Annotated in this window: 14 protein-coding genes and 1 pseudogene; 4 read left to right on the forward strand and 11 right to left on the reverse strand. The window is 66.9% G+C overall.

Features of this window, described 5'->3' with window-relative positions; all coding sequences use genetic code 11:
* Positions 1-78 precede the first annotated feature (78 nt).
* Positions 79-543: a RidA family protein gene (locus tag ACZ50Q_RS15655; protein WP_092575689.1), complete on the forward strand. Its 465-nt coding sequence runs from the start codon at positions 79-81 to the stop codon at positions 541-543.
* Between the two features lie 6 nt (positions 544-549).
* Here ACZ50Q_RS15655 and ACZ50Q_RS15660 read toward each other — a convergent pair whose 3' ends face one another.
* From ACZ50Q_RS15660 to ACZ50Q_RS15680, 5 genes are all read right to left on the reverse strand, one after another.
* On the reverse strand, positions 550-1,455 hold the full coding sequence (locus tag ACZ50Q_RS15660) for a LysR family transcriptional regulator (protein WP_092575687.1): 906 nt from the start codon (positions 1,453-1,455) through the stop codon (positions 550-552).
* Positions 1,456-1,494: 39 nt separating this feature from the next.
* Positions 1,495-2,367, reverse strand: coding sequence for an alpha/beta fold hydrolase (locus tag ACZ50Q_RS15665; protein WP_464078908.1), 873 nt, complete (start codon positions 2,365-2,367; stop codon positions 1,495-1,497).
* Positions 2,368-2,560: 193 nt separating this feature from the next.
* Positions 2,561-3,196: a CGNR zinc finger domain-containing protein gene (locus tag ACZ50Q_RS15670; RefSeq protein ID WP_464078909.1), complete on the reverse strand. Its 636-nt coding sequence runs from the start codon at positions 3,194-3,196 to the stop codon at positions 2,561-2,563.
* A gap of 78 nt (positions 3,197-3,274) precedes the next feature.
* On the reverse strand, positions 3,275-4,180 hold the full coding sequence (locus ACZ50Q_RS15675; RefSeq protein ID WP_464078910.1) for a pirin family protein: 906 nt from the start codon (positions 4,178-4,180) through the stop codon (positions 3,275-3,277).
* 102 nt (positions 4,181-4,282) lie between these two features.
* The gene (locus ACZ50Q_RS15680) at positions 4,283-4,981 is read right to left on the reverse strand and encodes a pirin family protein (protein WP_464078911.1); all 699 of its coding nucleotides are present in this window, start codon (positions 4,979-4,981) and stop codon (positions 4,283-4,285) included.
* A gap of 181 nt (positions 4,982-5,162) precedes the next feature.
* Here ACZ50Q_RS15680 and ACZ50Q_RS15685 point away from each other — a divergent pair, with 181 nt between their 5' ends.
* Entirely contained in the window at positions 5,163-6,074 is a 912-nt protein-coding gene (locus tag ACZ50Q_RS15685) for a LysR family transcriptional regulator (RefSeq protein WP_076521017.1), read from the forward strand.
* A 56-nt stretch (positions 6,075-6,130) separates the two neighbouring features.
* Here the strand turns inward: ACZ50Q_RS15685 and ntrC are convergent, their stop codons facing one another.
* From ntrC to rdgB, 5 genes are all read right to left on the reverse strand, one after another.
* On the reverse strand, positions 6,131-7,636 hold the full coding sequence (ntrC, locus tag ACZ50Q_RS15690) for a nitrogen regulation protein NR(I) (protein WP_092575671.1): 1,506 nt from the start codon (positions 7,634-7,636) through the stop codon (positions 6,131-6,133).
* A complete protein-coding gene (gene glnL / locus ACZ50Q_RS15695; protein ID WP_076521019.1) occupies positions 7,636-8,700 on the reverse strand; it encodes a nitrogen regulation protein NR(II) in 1,065 nt (354 codons plus the stop codon). Before glnL ends, ntrC begins: the two co-directional genes overlap by 1 nt.
* 186 nt (positions 8,701-8,886) lie before the next feature.
* The gene (gene glnA, locus ACZ50Q_RS15700) at positions 8,887-10,299 is read right to left on the reverse strand and encodes a type I glutamate--ammonia ligase (protein ID WP_464078912.1); all 1,413 of its coding nucleotides are present in this window, start codon (positions 10,297-10,299) and stop codon (positions 8,887-8,889) included.
* 184 nt (positions 10,300-10,483) lie between these two features.
* Positions 10,484-11,704, reverse strand: coding sequence for a radical SAM family heme chaperone HemW (gene hemW / locus ACZ50Q_RS15705; RefSeq protein ID WP_464078913.1), 1,221 nt, complete (start codon positions 11,702-11,704; stop codon positions 10,484-10,486).
* 32 nt (positions 11,705-11,736) lie between these two features.
* Entirely contained in the window at positions 11,737-12,360 is a 624-nt protein-coding gene (gene rdgB, locus ACZ50Q_RS15710) for an RdgB/HAM1 family non-canonical purine NTP pyrophosphatase (RefSeq protein WP_092575665.1), read from the reverse strand.
* A 337-nt stretch (positions 12,361-12,697) separates the two neighbouring features.
* Between rdgB and ACZ50Q_RS15715 the strand changes: the two genes are divergently transcribed.
* Positions 12,698-14,443, forward strand: a complete 1,746-nt coding sequence (locus tag ACZ50Q_RS15715) for an EAL domain-containing protein (RefSeq protein ID WP_464078914.1) — start codon at positions 12,698-12,700, stop codon at positions 14,441-14,443.
* Positions 14,444-14,641: 198 nt separating this feature from the next.
* Here ACZ50Q_RS15715 and ACZ50Q_RS15720 read toward each other — a convergent pair.
* Positions 14,642-16,027 (reverse strand): annotated as a pseudogene (locus tag ACZ50Q_RS15720) (methyl-accepting chemotaxis protein); the annotation flags it as partial.
* 229 nt (positions 16,028-16,256) lie between these two features.
* On the opposite strand from ACZ50Q_RS15720, the gene ACZ50Q_RS15725 reads away from it, so the two are divergent.
* Positions 16,257-17,417 (forward strand): acyl-CoA dehydrogenase family protein, encoded by a 1,161-nt coding sequence (locus tag ACZ50Q_RS15725; RefSeq protein ID WP_092575660.1) that lies wholly within the window; start codon positions 16,257-16,259, stop codon positions 17,415-17,417.
* Positions 17,418-17,424: the final 7 nt, after the last annotated feature.

Below are 17,424 nucleotides of genomic sequence, written 5' to 3' on the forward strand. Positions count from 1 at the left end.
CAACGAACCCATCACGAACCCATCACGACCCACTACAGCGGAACGCCTTTCCGGCGTTCCGCGCACCGGGATACCGCCATGTCCATTGAAGCCAGATTGGCCGAACTCGGCCTCAGCCTTCCTCCCGCGCCCCAGCCGCTGGGCCAATACACCGCCGCCAGCCAGGCGGGCGATCTGCTGTTCATCTCGGGGCAATTGCCGCTGCGCGACGGCCGTGTCGTGTGGCAGGGGCAAGTCGGCGCGGCCCTGACCGTCGACCAGGGCCGGCAAGCCGCGGAACTGGCGGCGCTGAATGTGCTGGCGCAGATACGCCAGCACGCCGGCAGTTTCGACCGGCTCGACCACATCGTCCGGGTGGAGGGCTACGTCGCCAGCGCGCCGGGGTTTTTCGACCAGCCCGCGGTGCTCGACGGCGCGTCCGGGCTCTTTGCGCGTGTCCTGGGCGACAAGGCAGGCCATGCGCGTACCGCCAATTCGGTTTCGCAGCAGCCTGCCAATGCGTCGGTCATCCTGGTGGTGATCGCGCAATTGACGCGCGCCTGAGCGCGCTCAGCGCCCCAGCCTGTCGACCAGGAAGTCGACGAACGCCCGCACCCGGCGCGACACATGCCGGGCGTGCGGGTACAGCAACACGAAAGGCCGGGTGCTGCCGCCATGGCGCTGCAGCACCTCGGTCAGTCGGTTTGCGCGCAGGTCTTCCTCGACCACGAAACGGTACGTCTGGAACAGCCCTGCCCCCGCCCGGGCCAGCGACACGCCGCCCAGTACGTCCTCGGCGGTGCCGTAGGGGCCTTCGGTCAGGATGTCGGCGGATTCGCCGTCGCGTTGAAACGTCCACGGTAGGCGGCGCCCGCTGCTGGGCCGGTCGAACTGGATGCAGTCGTGCGCGCCCAGGTCGTCCAGCGACTGGGGCGTGCCGCGCCTGCGCAGGTAGTCGGGCGCGCCGACGACCACCAGCTCCGCGTCTTCCAGCTTGCGCGCGATGAGCGTGGAGTCGTCGGGCGCACGGCCGCGCACCGACAGGTCATAGCCGTCGTCGGCGAAATCGACATTGCGGTTGCTGATGTGGACGTGGACGTCGACGTTGGGATACTGGTCGCGAAACGCCGGCAGCAGCGGCAGGACGCGGTAATGCGCATACGGCGTGGGCAGGCTGATGCGCAACCGCCCGGCCGCGCCCTGCCCGCCCACCTGGCGCTCCGCGTCGACCAGTTGCGCGATCGCGGGACGCACCTGCTCGAAATACGCCAGCCCTTCGTCGCTCAGGCGGATATGCCGGGTGCTGCGCACGAAGAGCCGTATGCCCAGCCGCGCCTCCAGCCGCGACACGCTGCGGCTGACGGCCGCGGGCGTAACCCCAGCGGCATTCGCCGCCGCGGTGAAGCTGCTCAGTTCCGCGGCCAGGCAGAACATCTCGATGCTGCCCAATTGCAGGTCGTCGAAGTGGCGGGTCATGCGGGCTCCTGCAAATAGGCGGGCAGCGTTCCCTGCGGGTCACCCCAGCAGCACGTCGATGATGCGCTGGCCGATGTACTGGCCGTGAGTTTCCAGCGCGAAGTGACCCGTGTCCAGCAGTTCGACGACGGCATCCGGATTGTCGCGGCGGTACGCCTCGGCGCCAGGCGGGATGAAGAACGGATCGTTGCGGCCCCAGATCGCCAGCGTCGGCAGGCGCGATTGGCGGAAGAACGCCTGGAACGCCGGATACCGCTTCAGATTGTTCGCATAGTCCAGGAAGAGATCGAGCTGGATGTCCTTGTTGCCGGGACGTTCCAGCAAAGCCGCGTCCAGGGTGTAGCCCTCCGGGGCGACGCTGTCGGGGTCGGCCACGCCGTGCACGTACTGCCACTTTGTGCCTTCCAGATGCAGGATGGCGTCGTGGATGGTCTGGCGATTTTCGGGCGACGGGTCCTCCCAATAGGCGCGGATCGGCGCCCAGGCATCGCCCAGGCCATCGAGATAGGCGTTGCCGTTCTGGGACACCAGCCCCGTCACCCGCTCGGGGTGCGCGAGCGCCAGGCGCAGGCCGGTCGGCGCGCCGTAATCGAAAAAGTACATGGCGTACCGGGTCAGGCCGAGTTCGTCGACAAAGGCTTCCAGCGACTTGGCCAGGTTGTCGAACGTGTAGCGGTACTGGCGTTCGGCTGGCACATCGGTGAAACCGAAGCCCGGCAGGTCGGGCGCGATGACGCGAAAGCGGCTGGCCAGTTGGGGGATCACATTGCGGAACTGGTGCGACGAGCTGGGAAATCCGTGCAGCAGCAGGAGTACGGGCGCTTGCGGGTCGCCGGCTTCGCGGTAGAAGAATCGCAGGCCATCGGCGTGGGCGTGGCGGTAGTGAACGGTGGGGGTGGCTTGGGCGGTCATATCGGGCTCCGGGATGGGGATAGGGAAAATCGGACTGTGTCGACGCGTCAGAACACAGTCTACGCGCCCTGCGTAACCTGTCAATAGCAGTTTTAACGGTTACTAAATCGCCAACTTGCCGATTCCCCTGGCATTGGCCCCGCGCATGAAAAAACCCGGCACGCGTGCCGGGTTTCGTATCTACCCCTACCGATCAGCGAGGCTTGGCGTTCGCGTCGGCCGCCTCGCGCTGCCGGAATGCCGCGACCTTGTGCCGGTTGCCGCACAACGCCATGCTGCACCAGCGCCGCTTGTGCGAACGCGTGCGGTCGTAGAACCAGAGCGAGCACGCCTCGCTTTCGCATTTGCGCACCAGCCCGAATTCGCCGTTAACCAGCAGGTCGGCGGCCGCCTCGGCGACGGGCAGCAACCATTGGGCCGGGGTCTTGGTCGGGTAACGGCGCGCCAGCGACAGGCCTGCGCCTGGGGTCTCGGACAATTCCAGGTGGCTTCCCCCGGCCGCCAGCGCGCGGTTGAGTTCAGAAAGCGCGAGCGGCGCGCCCGATTTGCGTTGCACCACCAGTTCGCGAACCGTCTCGCGCAGGCTGCGGGCGCTTTCCAGCAGGCCGGCGGGCGCGGCCCCCTGCCCCGCGGCCAGGCCGGACAGCGCAAGCCACGCCGACACGTCCGCGTCGGATTGCCAGCGGTCCAGCGGACCGGCGCCGCCTTGTTCGACGGTATTGATCATGTCCAGGGCGACATGGTCGCCCAGTTGCCTGAATTCGGGTGCGTGGGCTTCGGATGCCTGGACTTCGGGTGCGTGGACTTCGGGTGCGTGCGCGGCGTTCATGGTGACCTCCGAGGACAGTGTAACCCTCAAAAAAACACATTAAAAGTTACACCATCACCGGAGCGAGTGTCATGTCCGTCAGACGCGCGGTTCCGGCAGCGGGATGTATTCGGTCTCGTCGCCCGGCACGACCTGGTCAAAGCGCGTGCGCTGCCAGTCCTGCTTGGCCTGCTCGATGCGGTCCTTGCTGCTGGAAACGAAGTTCCACCACACGAAGCGCGGCCCATCCAGCGGTTCGCCGCCCAGCACGGCAAAGCGCGCAGCGGTCTTCGCGCGGATCTGCACGGGCTTGCCCGGCGCAAACACCACGAGGCGGCCGCTTTCGTAGACCTGGCCCTCGATCTCGACGGTGCCTTGCGCCAGATACGCGGCACGCTCTTCATGTTCGGCCGGCAGCACGGTGGTGGCCCCGGCCTGCAGTTGCAGGTCGCCATAGAACAGGGGCGACAGGGTCTTGACCGACGAGGTCTGTCCGAACAGCGAGCCCGCCACGACCTGGGCGCGCACGCCCTCGCCTTCGACGACAGGCTGCGCGTCCAGACCGTAGTGGGTGAAACCGGGGTCCGTTTCTTCATGGGCCTTGGGCAGGCCGACCCAGATCTGCAGGCCACAGAGCCGCTGCGGCGCAAGACGGCTCTCCGGGGAGGAACGCTCGGAGTGCACGATCCCGCGGCCCGCGGTCATCCAGTTCACCTCGCCGGGCAGGATGGTCTGGGTATGGCCCGCGCCATCGCGGTGCACCATGGAGCCTTCGTACAGATAGGTGACGGTGGACAGGCCGATGTGCGGGTGCGGCCGCACGTCGATGCCGCTGCCGACGTCGAAATCGGCCGGACCCATGTGGTCCAGGAAGACGAACGGGCCGACGCTGCGGCGCTGCGCGGACGGGATGGCGCGGCGGACGGAAAACCCGCCCAGGTCGCTGGTGCGCGGCACCACGATGGTTTCGATCTGGCTTTCGCCGGCTTGGGACAAGGTCGACATGGTGCAATGCTCCGCATGAATTGGCCTGGGGCCATCTTAATGGCCTCGCGGCCGATACAGGGTGAAACCGGGCGGATTACGACATCCGCCCGGCGTTTGGCCTCAGGCCAGGTCGAACACCAGCACTTCGGCGTTCTTGCCGCCCGACAGCTCGACGCTGCTGTCGCCGGTGATGGCCACGGCGTCGCCGGCGGCCAACTCGACGCCGTTGACGGTCAGGCTGCCGCGGGCCACATGGACCCAGGCGCGGCGCCCGGCAGCCAGCGTCAGCGCGGCCGACTCGTCACCGTCGAACAGGCCCGCATACAGCCGGGCATCCTGATGGATCTTCATCGACCCGTCGGCGCCGTCGCCCGTCACCAGGGCTTGCAGCCGGCCGCGCTTTTGCGCGTCGCTGAACGCGCGCTCTTCGTACTCGGGCGCAATCCCGGTCACGTCCGGCTCGATCCAGATCTGCAGCATGTGCGTTTCGGCGTCCGGCAGCGGGTTGAACTCGGAGTGCATGACGCCGCGGCCGGCGCTCATGCGCTGGACGTTGCCCGGGCGGATGGTGGAGCCGCTGCCCATGCTGTCCTTGTGGGCGATGGCGCCGTCGAGCACGTAGGTGATGATCTCCATGTCCCGGTGGCCGTGGGTCCCGAAGCCGCGTCCCGCCGCGATGCGGTCATCGTTGATCACGCGCAGCGCGCCGAAGCCCATGTGAGCCGGGTCGTAGTAGTTGGCAAACGAGAAAGTGTGGAACGAATCGAGCCATCCATGGTTGGCGTGACCCCGTTCGGCAGCGCGGCGGATCGTAAGCATGTTGAACTCCTGTTTCAATAATATGAATGATTAGGGCTGCATCTCGTCTGGCTCTTTGCCGTTCCGTTTGGCTGCAACCCCGGCATGAGTGATATTCTGCGCGTGCTCCGGGCTGCGTTTGGCGCTATATTTTGATGACTTCGTTCAAATTATTTGAATGCCAATTTCCGACGCGATTTCCATGCAACCGATTACGCCCGAACTCCTCATCCTGGTCGACGCCATCGCGCGCCACGGCAGCTTCGCCAAGGCGGCGCGCGAACTGGGCAAGGTGCCCTCCGCCGTCACCTATTCCATCCGCAAGCTGGAGGACGGCCTGGACGTGCTGCTGTTCGACCGCTCGGGACACCGGGCGCTGCTGACGCCGGCGGGCGAGGCGCTGCTCAAGGACGGACGGCACCTGCTGCAGTCGCTGGACGAGCTGGCCAGCCGCGTCAAGCGCATCGCCACGGGCTGGGAAGTGCAGTTGCGCATCGCCGTCAGCGCGGTGCTGCCGTGGCGGCCCATCTATGACCTCATTGACGAATTCCATGCGGTGGGCAGCGCCACGACGCTGCGCTTTTCCACCGAAGTGCTGAGCGGAAACTGGGATGCGCTGACGTCGGGCCGCGCCGACCTCGTCATCGGCGCGGGCGCGGCGGGCGAACCCACCGGGCCGTATCGCACGCAGGCGATCGGCGTGATGCAGTTCGGCTTCTGCGTGGCGGCGAACCATCCGCTGGCGTCGCTGCCCCAGCCGCTCAGTCGCGCCGACATCACGCGCTATTGCGCCGTGGTGATCGCCGATACCTCGCGCAACCTGCCGGTGCAGTCGCGGGGCATCCTGTCGGAACAACCGACGCTGGTGATGCCGTCGATGCAGGCCAAGATCGAGGCGCAGGTGCGCGGCCTGGGCTGCGGCTACCTGCCGCTGACGCTGGCGGCGCCTTACCTGGCGCAGGGACTGCTCGTGGTGTGCGAAACGGATGAAGGCATGTCCCTGACGGAACACGTCGCGTACGCCTGGCGGGCGGAGCCGCCGGGCGAAGCGATGAAGTGGTGGCTGCAGAAGCTGAAATCGCCGCGCCTGTGCGAGAGCTTGCTGGGTCTGTAGGCAGGCAGGCGGGCGGGAATGCACGGCGCGGGCCCGCGAGCCCGGCGCCGGGACGGTTACTCGTCCTCGATCCCCAACTCGCGCAGCTTGCGCGTGATGGTATTGCGGCCGATGCCCAGGCGCGACGCGGCTTCCACGCGCCGGCCGCGGCTGGCGTCCAGCGCGCTTTGCAGCAGGATCTTCTCGAATTGGCGCGTCAGCGTGGCCATCACCGCGGGCTCGCCGCGTTCCAGCCGGTACTGCGCATCGCGCAACAAGGAGTCCTGCCAGTTGCGGGGCGCGCCATCGTCAGCGCTGGCGGCGGCCGGAGCCCCCGCCGGAACGACCGTGCCCACCCCTGCCGTCGGCACGGCAGGCCGCAGCGGCGCGGCGCCCGCGGGCGGCTGGTGTTCCATCGCCCGGATCTCGGGCGGCAGGTCGATGCGGTCCACCGTCTGGCCGGGCGCCATCACCGTCAGCCAGTGGCAGAAGTTCTCGAGCTGGCGCACGTTGCCCGGAAAGTCGAACTTGGTCAGCACGGCCAGCGCCTCGGGCGTGAGGCGCTTGACCGGCACGCCCAGCGTGCGCGCGCTGGCCGTCAGGAAATGCTGCGCCAACGCCGGGATATCCTCGACCCGCTCGCGCAGCGGCGGCAGGCGCAGCCGGATCACATTCAGGCGATGGAAAAGGTCTTCGCGGAACAGGCCCTGCTCGACCCGCTGTTCCAGCGGCTGGTGGGTGGCCGCCACGATGCGCACGTCCACGCGCACGGGCTGCGCGCCGCCGACGCGGTAAAAGCTGCCCTCGGCCAGCACGCGCAACAGGCGCGTCTGCAACTCGATCGGCATGTCGCCGATTTCGTCCAGGAACAAGGTGCCGCCATGCGCCTCTTCGAAGCGGCCGCGGCGCAGGTTGTTGGCGCCGGTGAACGCGCCGCGTTCATGGCCGAAGAGTTCAGCCTCCAGCAGGTCGCGCGGGATGGCCGCGGCGTTCAGCGCCACGAACGGTCCGTTGGCGCGCACGCCGTGGCCGTGCAGCGCCCGGGCGACCAGTTCCTTGCCGGTGCCGGACTCGCCGGTGATCAGCACGGTGACCTTGGATTGCGCCAGGCGCCCGATGGCGCGGAAGACTTCCTGCATCGCGGTGGATGACGACTGCGTCATCATCCAGCGCTCGTTGTTTTGCCCTGCCTCGCCCTGCCCTTCGGGGGCTTCCGGCTGCGCGGACTCCTGCATGGCGCGCTGGATCAGCGCGACGGCTTCGTTCACGTCGAAGGGCTTGGCCAGGTAGTCGAACGCGCCGCCCTGGAAGGCGGAAACGGTGCTGTCCAGGTCGGCAAAGGCGGTCATCACGATGACCGGCAGGCCCGGATGGCGCTCCTTCAGTTGGCGCAACAGCTCAAGGCCGTTGCCGCCAGGCATGCGGATATCGGACACCAGCGCGACGGGCGTTTCGCGCGAAAGCGCTTCCAGCACGTCGGCCGACTGGGAAAAACTGCGGGTGGGGACGCCAGCGCGGGCCAGGGCCTTTTCGAGGACCCAGCGGATGGCCTGGTCGTCGTCGACGATCCATACGGGTTTCATCAGTTTGCGGGCTCCATCGGGAGGACCAGGCGAAACTCGGTGCGCCCCGGTCGGGATTCAAATTCGATGATGCCGCCGTGCTGCTGCACGAAATCCTGCGCCAGGCTCAGGCCCAGGCCGGTACCACCTGCCCTGGCCGTGACCAGCGGATGGAAAATGCGGTCGCGAATGTGGTCCGGCACGCCCGGACCGTTGTCGATGATGGACAGCACCAGCGCCAGGCGGTGCTGCCGGTGCGCCAGCATGACCTGGCGCGCGACGCGCGTGCGCAGGGTGACCACGCCGGGCTCGGTCTGCGGGCCTTGCGGGCGCGCCACCAGTTCCTGCGCGGCGTTGCGCGCCACGTTGAGCACAGCCTGCATCAGGCGGGCGGCGTCGCCCTTCAGGTCGGGCACCGAGGCGTCGTAATCCCGCTGGATCGTGACGTCGTTGCGGAACTCGGCCTGGATGAGCGCGCAGACGCGCTCGCAGATTTCATGGATGTTCACCGGCCGCGCGTTCAGCGGCACACGTTGCGGACCGCTCAGGCGGTCCACCAGCGCCTGCAGGCGGTCGGCTTCGGAAATGATGACCTGGGTGTATTCGGCCAGGGCCGCGCTGGGCAGCTCGGCTTCCAGCAACTGCGCGGCGCCGCGCAGGCCGCCCAGGGGATTCTTGACTTCATGCGCCAGATTGCGCAGCAATTCGCGGTGGGCTTCTATCTCGTCCACCAGCCGGTGGTTGCGATCGGCCAGGACGCGCTGCTCGATTTCGCGCGTCTCGATCAGCACCGGCCAACGCTGGCCGGTCAGGCCGACGGTCGTCACGGCGACTTCCACGGATTCGGCGGCGCGGCGCAGCGAGGCCAATTGCCTCACGTCCGCGTACCGGCCGCCCGCGGCGCGGTCGATCGATGACTGGATATTCTCTGGATTGTCGAACAGGGTGGCGGCGGACTGCCCGCCCAGTTGCTTGCGCGAGCGGCCGAAAAGGTCCTCGGCGGCTGCGTTGGCGTATTCGATGTGGCCGCGCTCGTTGACCAGGAAAACTGACGTGGCTAGCAGATCGAGAGCTTCTACATTCATTTTCAACGTACCCGAATGGACAGGGGAAAGCGGAACGCGTCCGCGACGGGGGCGCCGGGCCGGCGTCCTGCCCGCCGGCGCGGGCCGGACAGGCAGTTCGTCGGACGGCGACCTGGTGGTGCGCATGGTGTGGGCCCTGGTTTCTGCCTACATCATCGCGCTCCCCCCAGCCACGGCCTCAATGCATCAGAGGCTGTAGTACATGTCGAATTCGACCGGGTGCGTCGTCATGCGCAGACGCGTCACATCGGCCATCTTCAGGTCGATGTAGGCGTTGATCATGTCGTTGCTGAACACGCCGCCACGGGTCAGGAACTCGCGGTCCTTGTCCAGGGCTTCCAGCGCTTCTTCCAGCGAGGCGCAAACGGTCGGGATCTTCGCGTCTTCTTCCGGCGGCAGGTCGTACAGGTTCTTGTCGGCCGGATCGCCCGGGTGGATCTTGTTCTGGATGCCGTCCAGGCCGGCCATCATCAGGGCCGAGAACGCCAGGTACGGGTTGGCCAGGGGATCCGGGAAGCGCGTTTCGATACGACGGCCCTTCGGGTTGCCCACGTAGGGGATGCGGATCGAGGCCGAACGGTTGCGGGCCGAGTAGGCCAGCTTGACGGGCGCTTCGAAGTGCGGGACCAGGCGCTTGTACGAGTTCGTGCCGGGGTTGGTGATGGCGTTCAGGGCACGCGCGTGCTTGATGATGCCGCCGATGTAGTACAGGGCGAATTCGGACAGGCCGGCGTAGCCGTTGCCCGCGAACAGGTTCTGGCCGTCCTTCCAGATGGACTGGTGGACGTGCATGCCGGAGCCGTTGTCACCGACGACGGGCTTGGGCATGAACGTGGCGGTCTTGCCGTAGGCGTGGGCCACGTTGTGCACGATGTACTTGACGATCTGCGTCCAGTCGGCGCGCTGGACCAGCGTGCTGAACTTGGTGCCGATTTCGAGCTGGCCGGGGGCAGCCACTTCGTGGTGGTGCACTTCAACCGGCACGCCCATCTGTTCCATCAGCAGGCACATTTCCGAGCGCATGTCCTGGAACGAATCGACCGGCGGGACGGGGAAGTAGCCGCCCTTCACGCCCGGACGATGGCCGGTGTTGCCGCCTTCGAATTCCAGGCCGGTGGACCAGGGCGCTTCTTCGGACTTGATCTTGACGAACGTGCCCGACATGTCGGTGTTCCAGGTCACGCCGTCGAACACGAAGAATTCGGGTTCCGGACCGAAGTAGGCGGTGTCGCCCAGGCCGGAGGACTTCAGGTAGGCTTCGGCGCGCTTGGCCAGCGAACGCGGGTCGCGGTCATAGCCCTTCAGGTCCGACGGTTCGACCACGTCGCACGACAGGATCAGGGTCGGCTCTTCGCGGAACGGATCCATGTTCGCGGTGGAGCAGTCGGGGATGAGGAGCATGTCGGAGGCTTCGATGCCCTTCCAGCCCGGGATCGACGAACCGTCGAAAGCCTGCCCGCTTTCCAGCTTGTCTTCATCGATAGCAGTGGTGGGCACGGAAACGTGGTGCTCACGGCCAACCGTATCGGTAAAGCGGAAATCCACGAATTTCACTTCGTTATCGGCGATCTGTTTCAGGACGTCTTTCGGGCTTGCCATGTCATCTCCATTAGATAAAAGGGTCGAGGGCTTTGCCCGTCGACTGGCATAAAAGAAGGAAGCAATATGCGTGCCAGGTTTATCCCCCGGTATTCCCGGGGGGAGGCGGTGCGGGTTTGGGGAAATGTAGCACCGTTATGGTGCAAAAGATGGGGCACGATCGCCCCATCCTGGTGCTTGCACCTTACAGGAACATTTCCTGCAGGTCATTGAGGAATCGCCAGCCCAAGGGCGTGGCCCGCAGGCGGGTGGGATCGGCGTCCAGCAGGCCCCGTTTCGAGGCTGCCTCCAATTGGTGCGCGATGACGGCAAGCGACAAGCCGGTGCGTTCATGGAAGGCGGTGGCCGCCACGCCCTCTTTCAGGCGCAGCGCATTGAGCATGAACTCAAACGGCAGCTCGTCCGGCCCGACCTGGCGGCTTTCGGCCAGATGGCTGCCGTCGCGCGCCATGGCCGCCTGCATCCAGGAGTCCGGGTTGCGCAGCCGGGCCTCGCGCACGATGCGGTCGTGAAACGACAGCTTGCCGTGCGCGCCGGGACCGATGCCCAGGTAGTCGCCGAATTCCCAGTAATTCATGTTGTGCCGGCAACGGGCGCCCGGCTTGGCGTAAGCCGACACCTCATAGCGCGCCAGCCCCGCCGCGGCCAGCTCCGCTTCCACCGCGTCCTGCATGGCGGCGCTGGTGTCGTCGTCGGGCAGGTCTTCGGGCGGGAACTTCGCGAAGACCGTATTGGGCTCCATGGTCAGGTGATACAGCGACAGATGCTCGGTGCCGAAGGCAATGGCCTGCCGCAGATCGGTCCTACAGGCGTCCAGCGTCTGGCCGGGCAAGGCGAACATCATGTCCAGGTTGACCCGCGGCGCGGCGCGCTGGGCCATGTCGATCGCGGCGCGGGCCTGGGCGGCGTCGTGGATGCGGCCCAGCTTCTTGAGCTGCGCGTCGTCAAAGCTCTGGATGCCCAACGAAAAGCGCGTGACGCCGCTGGCCGCGTAGTCCCTGAAGCGGTCCGCCTCGGCCGTGCCGGGGTTGGCCTCCATCGTGATCTCGGCGTCCGGCCACAGATTCAAATAGGCCCGAAGCATGGCCAGCAGTTCGTCCAGCCCGGCGGCGGACAGCAGGCTGGGCGTGCCGCCGCCAATGAAGACGGAAATCACCTGGCGGCCCCAGATCGACGGCAACGACTGCTCCAGGTCGCTGCGCAGGGCATCCAGATAAGCGCGTTCCGGGATTTCGCCCGGCGCGGCGTGTGAATTGAAGTCGCAATAAGGACACTTGCGCACGCACCAGGGCACGTGGACGTAGACCGACAGCGGCGGCAGGCTGGTCAGCGTGGCGCCCGCGGGCACGACCAGTCGCGACGCGGGTGCGCCCATGTCATTGCGGATGGGTATGGTGATGGACATGCAAAATTCCTGGCGCCCCGGGGGCGCCTTGGTCAGGCCTGGCTCAGCTTGCTGAGCAGCTCGCGCAGCGCCCGGGCGCGGTGGCTGACCCGGTTCTTTTCGTCGGGATCCAGCGACGCGGCGGTCAGCGCCATGTCGGGCAGGTAGAAATGCGGATCGTAGCCAAAGCCGTTGGCGCCTTCGGGCACGTCGATGATCTCGCCGTGCCACAGGCCTTCGCCGATGAGCGGGCGCGGATCGTTTTCGGATCGCACCAGGGCCAGAACGGCCACGTACCAGGCGCTGCGGTCGGCTACGTCCGCCAGGTTGCGCACCAGCAGCGCGTTGTTGGCCGCATCGGACTTTTCTCCGCCGTGCATCTTGGCATAGCGCGCCGAATAGACGCCGGGCGCCCCGTCCAACGCAGCCACGCACAGGCCGGAGTCATCGGCCAGCGCCGGCAACCCGGTGAGGCGGCTGGCGTGGCGCGCCTTGGCCAGCGCGTTTTCGACGAACGTGACGTGCGGCTCTTCGGCTTCAGGCACGCCCAGGTCGCCTTGCGGAACCAGTTCAATGCCCAGGGGCGCGAACAAGGCGGAAAACTCACGCAGCTTGCCGGCATTGTTGGACGCCAGGACGACGCGGCGCAGGGTATCGGGAATCTTGGGGGAAGTCATAGCGCGGATTGTATAGGCCCCGGCCCCCTGCGGGCGCGCATCCCACGATGCAGGCGCGGGTACCGCCGGGGACCGCAAATGCCGGTTGACACTTCTGTAACAGCGACTGAATATTGCACGTCACGATTCGGCGCAACAATGCGACGCAACAGCGCGGCGCAACAACGCAGACATATTTTGTCGTCAATATGACCCATCTTGTCACTGATCGTATCTCAATGCCCCGGCGATGAACTCACTTCACGCTTTGCCAAGGCCGGCCGCGTCCCGCGCGCTCCTCAACCCAGCCCACGGAGCGCCCGCCCATGCCAGCCTGGCCGGCATCCTGCGCGAAAGATTGTTGCGCCCCCGCTTCCAGCCGGTGGTCGACCTGTCACACAGCCGCATCTATGGCCACGAAAGCCTGATCCGCGGCCCCGCCGACACTCCCCTGCACTTTCCCGATGCCCTGTTCGCCGAGGCGCGCCGCCAGGGGCTGCATCCGCAGCTCGAACTGGCCAGCTTCCGCGCCGGGGCGCGCGGGTTTGAACAGAACGACGCCGCCGGCAAGCTGTTCCTCAACCTGTCCGGATCGGCCCTGCTCCATTACTGGACGCTGTGGGGCCACGACATGCCGGCCCGGCTGCTCAAGGATTGCGCGCTCGAACCGGGCAGCATCATCGTCGAACTCACCGAACAGGACCCGCTGTCGGACCGCATGGGCGAATTGCACGACGCATTCGCCTGCCTGCGCGAGGCCGGCATGCGCATCGCGCTCGACGACTACGGCGTCGGCAATTCCAATCTGCAACTCTGGGCTGAAACCCAGCCCGAGCTGGTCAAGATCGACCGTTATTTCTTTGACGGCATCGGCCACGACGAGCGCAAGCAGAACATGGTGCGCGCCATTCTGAAGGTCGCGCAGCACCTGGGCACCTCCGTCGTTGCCGAAGGCATCGAAACCGCTGCGGACCTGGCGGTGGTGCGCGAGCTGGACATCCGCTACGCGCAGGGCTGGTTCCTGGGCATGCCCGACGAGACGCTGTTGACCGAACTGACGCCACCGCTGCGCGATTCGCTGCGCTCGCGCTCGTCGGCCCCGGTGTCGCAACGCTCGGCGGGCGGTACCGCGGCCAGCCTGCGGGTCGAGGCGCCGGCCGCCCTGCTGACCAAGCACACCAACGACGACGTGCACCGGCTGTTCATCGAACACAAGAACCTGCACGCCGTGGCGGTGATCGACGGCGACAACCGGCCGGTCGGCATCATCAACCGGCGGGATTTCTCGGAACACTACGCCCAGCGCTACACGCGCGAGCTGTTCGGGCGCGATGCCTGCTCGACCTTCATGAATGCCGAGCCCGTGCTGGTGGACGTGAACGTGTCCATCGACCAGTTGAGCCATGTGCTGATCTCCGAAGACCAGCGCTACCTGATGGACGGGCTGATCATCACCCGCGAGGGCCGCTACGACGGCCTGGCCACGGGCGAGACGCTGGTGCGCTCGGTGACCGAAATGCGCATCGAGGCCGCACGCTACGCCAATCCGCTCACCTCGCTGCCGGGCAACATTCCCATCAGCCGGCACATCGCCACGCTGCTGGAAGACGCCGCCGACTTCACCATCTGCTACGGCGACCTGAACAACTTCAAGCCGTTCAATGACGTCTACGGCTATTGGCGCGGCGACGACATGATCATGCTCACCGCCGAGGTCATCAAACGCCACTGCGATCCGCAGCGCGATTTCGTGGGACACGTGGGCGGCGACGACTTCGTCGTGCTGCTGCGCAGCGCGGACTGGATGGCGCGCATCGAGCGCATCATCGCGGAGTTCAACGAGGCGGCGGTGGCCCTGTACGACGAACAGGGCCGCCGCAACGGCGGCATCGAAGCCGAGGACCGCTACGGCGTGCCACGCTTCTTTCCCTTCGTGACGCTGGGCGTGGGCGCCCTGACCGTCACGCCCTCGCTATGCGAGCGCATCCGCCCGGAGGACATCGCGTCGGCTGCCGCGCATGTCAAGCACAAGGTCAAGCACGGGAACCTGTCGCTGGTGGCCGAGCGCTACGCCGGGGCCATGCTGCCGCAACTCACCGGCTAGGGCCTGGACGCCGGCGGGCTGCGCCCCCTGGGCGATCTGGAACTTGGCCACGGCGCGGCGCAATCCCTGCGCCTGCGATTCCAGCGCGGCCGCTGCCGCCGCCGTCTGCTCGACCATGGCGGCAGTTTCCTGCGTGGAGCGCTCGATGTCGGCCACGGCATCGTTCACCGACGCAATGCCCGCGGCCTGTTCGGCCGTGGCGCTGGAAATCTCGGCCACGATCTGCGTAACGCTGTCCACGGACGCGACCATGTCGCGCATGGTCTCGCCCGCCAGCTTCACGTGGCGCACGCCGGCGTCCACCCGCCCGGCCGAGTCTTCGATCAGGCCCTTGATCTCGCGGGCCGCCTGCGCGCTGCGCTGGGCGAGCGACCGCACCTCGCCCGCCACCACGGCAAATCCCTTGCCCTGCTCGCCGGCGCGCGCCGCTTCCACCGCCGCGTTGAGCGCAAGAATGTTGGTCTGGAAGGCGATGCTGTCCACCACGCCCACGATCTCGCCGATGCGCCGCGCGCTGTCCGCGATGCCCTGCATGCTGTGCACGACTTCATCGACCGCCTGGCCGCCGCGCTGCGCCAGTTGCGTGGCGCTCAGCGCCTGGCGGCTTGCCAGGTCGGCATTGCCGGCGGTCAGCTGCACGGTATGCGCAAGCTGCGTCATGTTGGCCGCCGCTTCCTGCAGCGACCCGGCCTGGCGCGCCGCGCGGTCCGACATGTCGGCGCCCCCGGCCGCGATCTCGCCGGACCCCGTGTGGATTTCCTCGACGCCCTGGCGCACCGACGCCACCGCGGCCGACAGCCCCGTCTGCATGCGCCGCATTGCCGAATACAGCACCCCGATCTCGTTGTCGCCGCGCAGGGCGATCGCGCCGGTCAGGTCCCCGTCCGCAATGCGGTCAAAGTGCGCCCCGGCCTCGTTGAGCGGGCGCAGGATGCTGCGGCGAAATGCCAGGCGGATCAACACCGCCAGGATCAGCACAAAACCCAGCACGCCCGCCGCGACCAGGATCACCCGCTCCAGGGTGCGGCTTGCGCCGGCCACCGCCTGCTGGCCCTGCTCGCGGGCATAGGTTTGATAGGCCTCGGCCTGCCGGACGTAGGCCGCACCGCTCGTGGGCAAGGCCTTGTCCGTCAGGCGGTTGACCTCGATGCCGTTCCAGCCCTGGATCGCCTTGTGCATCGGCACCAGGGTCTGGTCCGCGAAGGCGGCATAGGCCGCCAGCACCTGCCCGAAAAGCGGCGCGCCCTGCGCACTGTCGTCCGGATTGGCGCGCAGCCGCGCCAGGCTGGCCGTGGCCTGCTTGAGCAAGGCGTCGGCCTGCGCGAGCGACGCGTTGCGCGCCTCTTCAAGGCCGCCCTCCATGGCGGTCTTGGCGTCCGTCAGGGCCGCGCGCGCCTGGAACAGCCGGCTGGTCATGTCCGCGAGGTCGCTGGCCCTTTCGATGCTGCCGCGGCCCAAGGCCTCGATATCCGCGCGGTTGTCGCGCAATACCGTGATGCCCGCCGCCGCGGCGACCGCGAACAGCACGACGAACAAGGCAAGAATGGCCGACAGCGCCGTCGTGACCCTCAGATTTTTCCGCATATGAATCCGTGTGTAGCCTCGCCGCCTGCGCGGCAGTGCTGCGGATTATGGCCACCCAGTTTGGCAATTTCTTGACACAACCTCGGAACCGCATGTCGCACTGCCGTCATGAAGGCGCGCTTTTGCGATCAGGAACCCCGTATTAATGAATTGTGAATTGGCACGTCTGCCGCGTTGCGGCACATTCGATGCTGAATCGAACCATCCCACCCACCCGATAAGCAGCCCTATGCCCCAAGCCTCCCACGCCTACCAGGACATCCGTGAAGCCGTGCGCGACCTCTGCGCCCAGTTCCCTGCCGACTACTTCCGCAAGATCGACGAGGCGCGCGGCTACCCCGAGGATTTCGTCCGCGCCCTCACCGAAGCCGGCTGGCTGGCCGCCCTGATCCCGCAGGAATACGGCGGCTCGGGCCTGGGACTGACCGAGGCCTCGGTCATCATGGAAGAAATCAACCGCAGCGGCGGCAACTCCGGCGCCTGCCACGGCCAGATGTACAACATGGGCACGCTGCTGCGCCACGGCTCCGAAGCCCAGAAGCGCGAATACCTGCCCCGCATCGCCGCCGGCGAACTGCGCCTGCAGTCCATGGGCGTGACCGAACCTACCACTGGCACCGACACCACCAAGATCAAGACCACCGCGGTCAAGCGCGGCGACCGGTACGTCATCAACGGCCAGAAGGTCTGGATCTCGCGCGTGCAGCATTCGGACCTGATGATCCTGCTGGCGCGCACCACGCCGCTCGACCAGGTGACGCGCAAGTCCGAAGGCATGTCGATCTTCCTGGTCGACCTGCACCACGCGGTCAAGCACGGCATGTCGATCCGCCCCATCCCCAACATGGTCAACCACGAGACCAACGAGCTCTTCTTCGACAACCTGGAAATCCCCGAAGAAAACCTGATCGGCGAAGAAGGCAAGGGCTTCAAATACATCCTGGACGGCCTGAACGCCGAGCGCACGCTGATCGCCGCCGAGTGCATCGGCGATGGCTACTGGTTTGTCGACAAGGTCACCGCCTACGCCAAAGAGCGCGTGGTGTTCGGCCGCCCCATCGGGCAGAACCAGGGCGTGCAGTTCCCCATCGCCCGCGCCCACATCAACGTCGAGGCCGCCAGCCTGATGCGCTACGAGGCCTGCCGCCTGTTCGACGCCCACGAGCCGTGCGGCGCCCAGGCCAACATGGCCAAGCTGCTGGCCGCCGACGCGTCCTGGGAGGCGGCCAATGCCTGCCTGCAGTTCCACGGCGGCTTCGGCTTTGCCAACGAGTACGACGTCGAACGCAAGTTCCGCGAAACCCGTCTTTACCAGGTCGCGCCCATCTCGACCAACCTGATCCTGTCGTACGTCGCCGAACACATCCTGGGCCTGCCCCGCTCCTTCTGACACGCCA

This window comes from Achromobacter sp. T5-5, assembly GCF_055397965.1.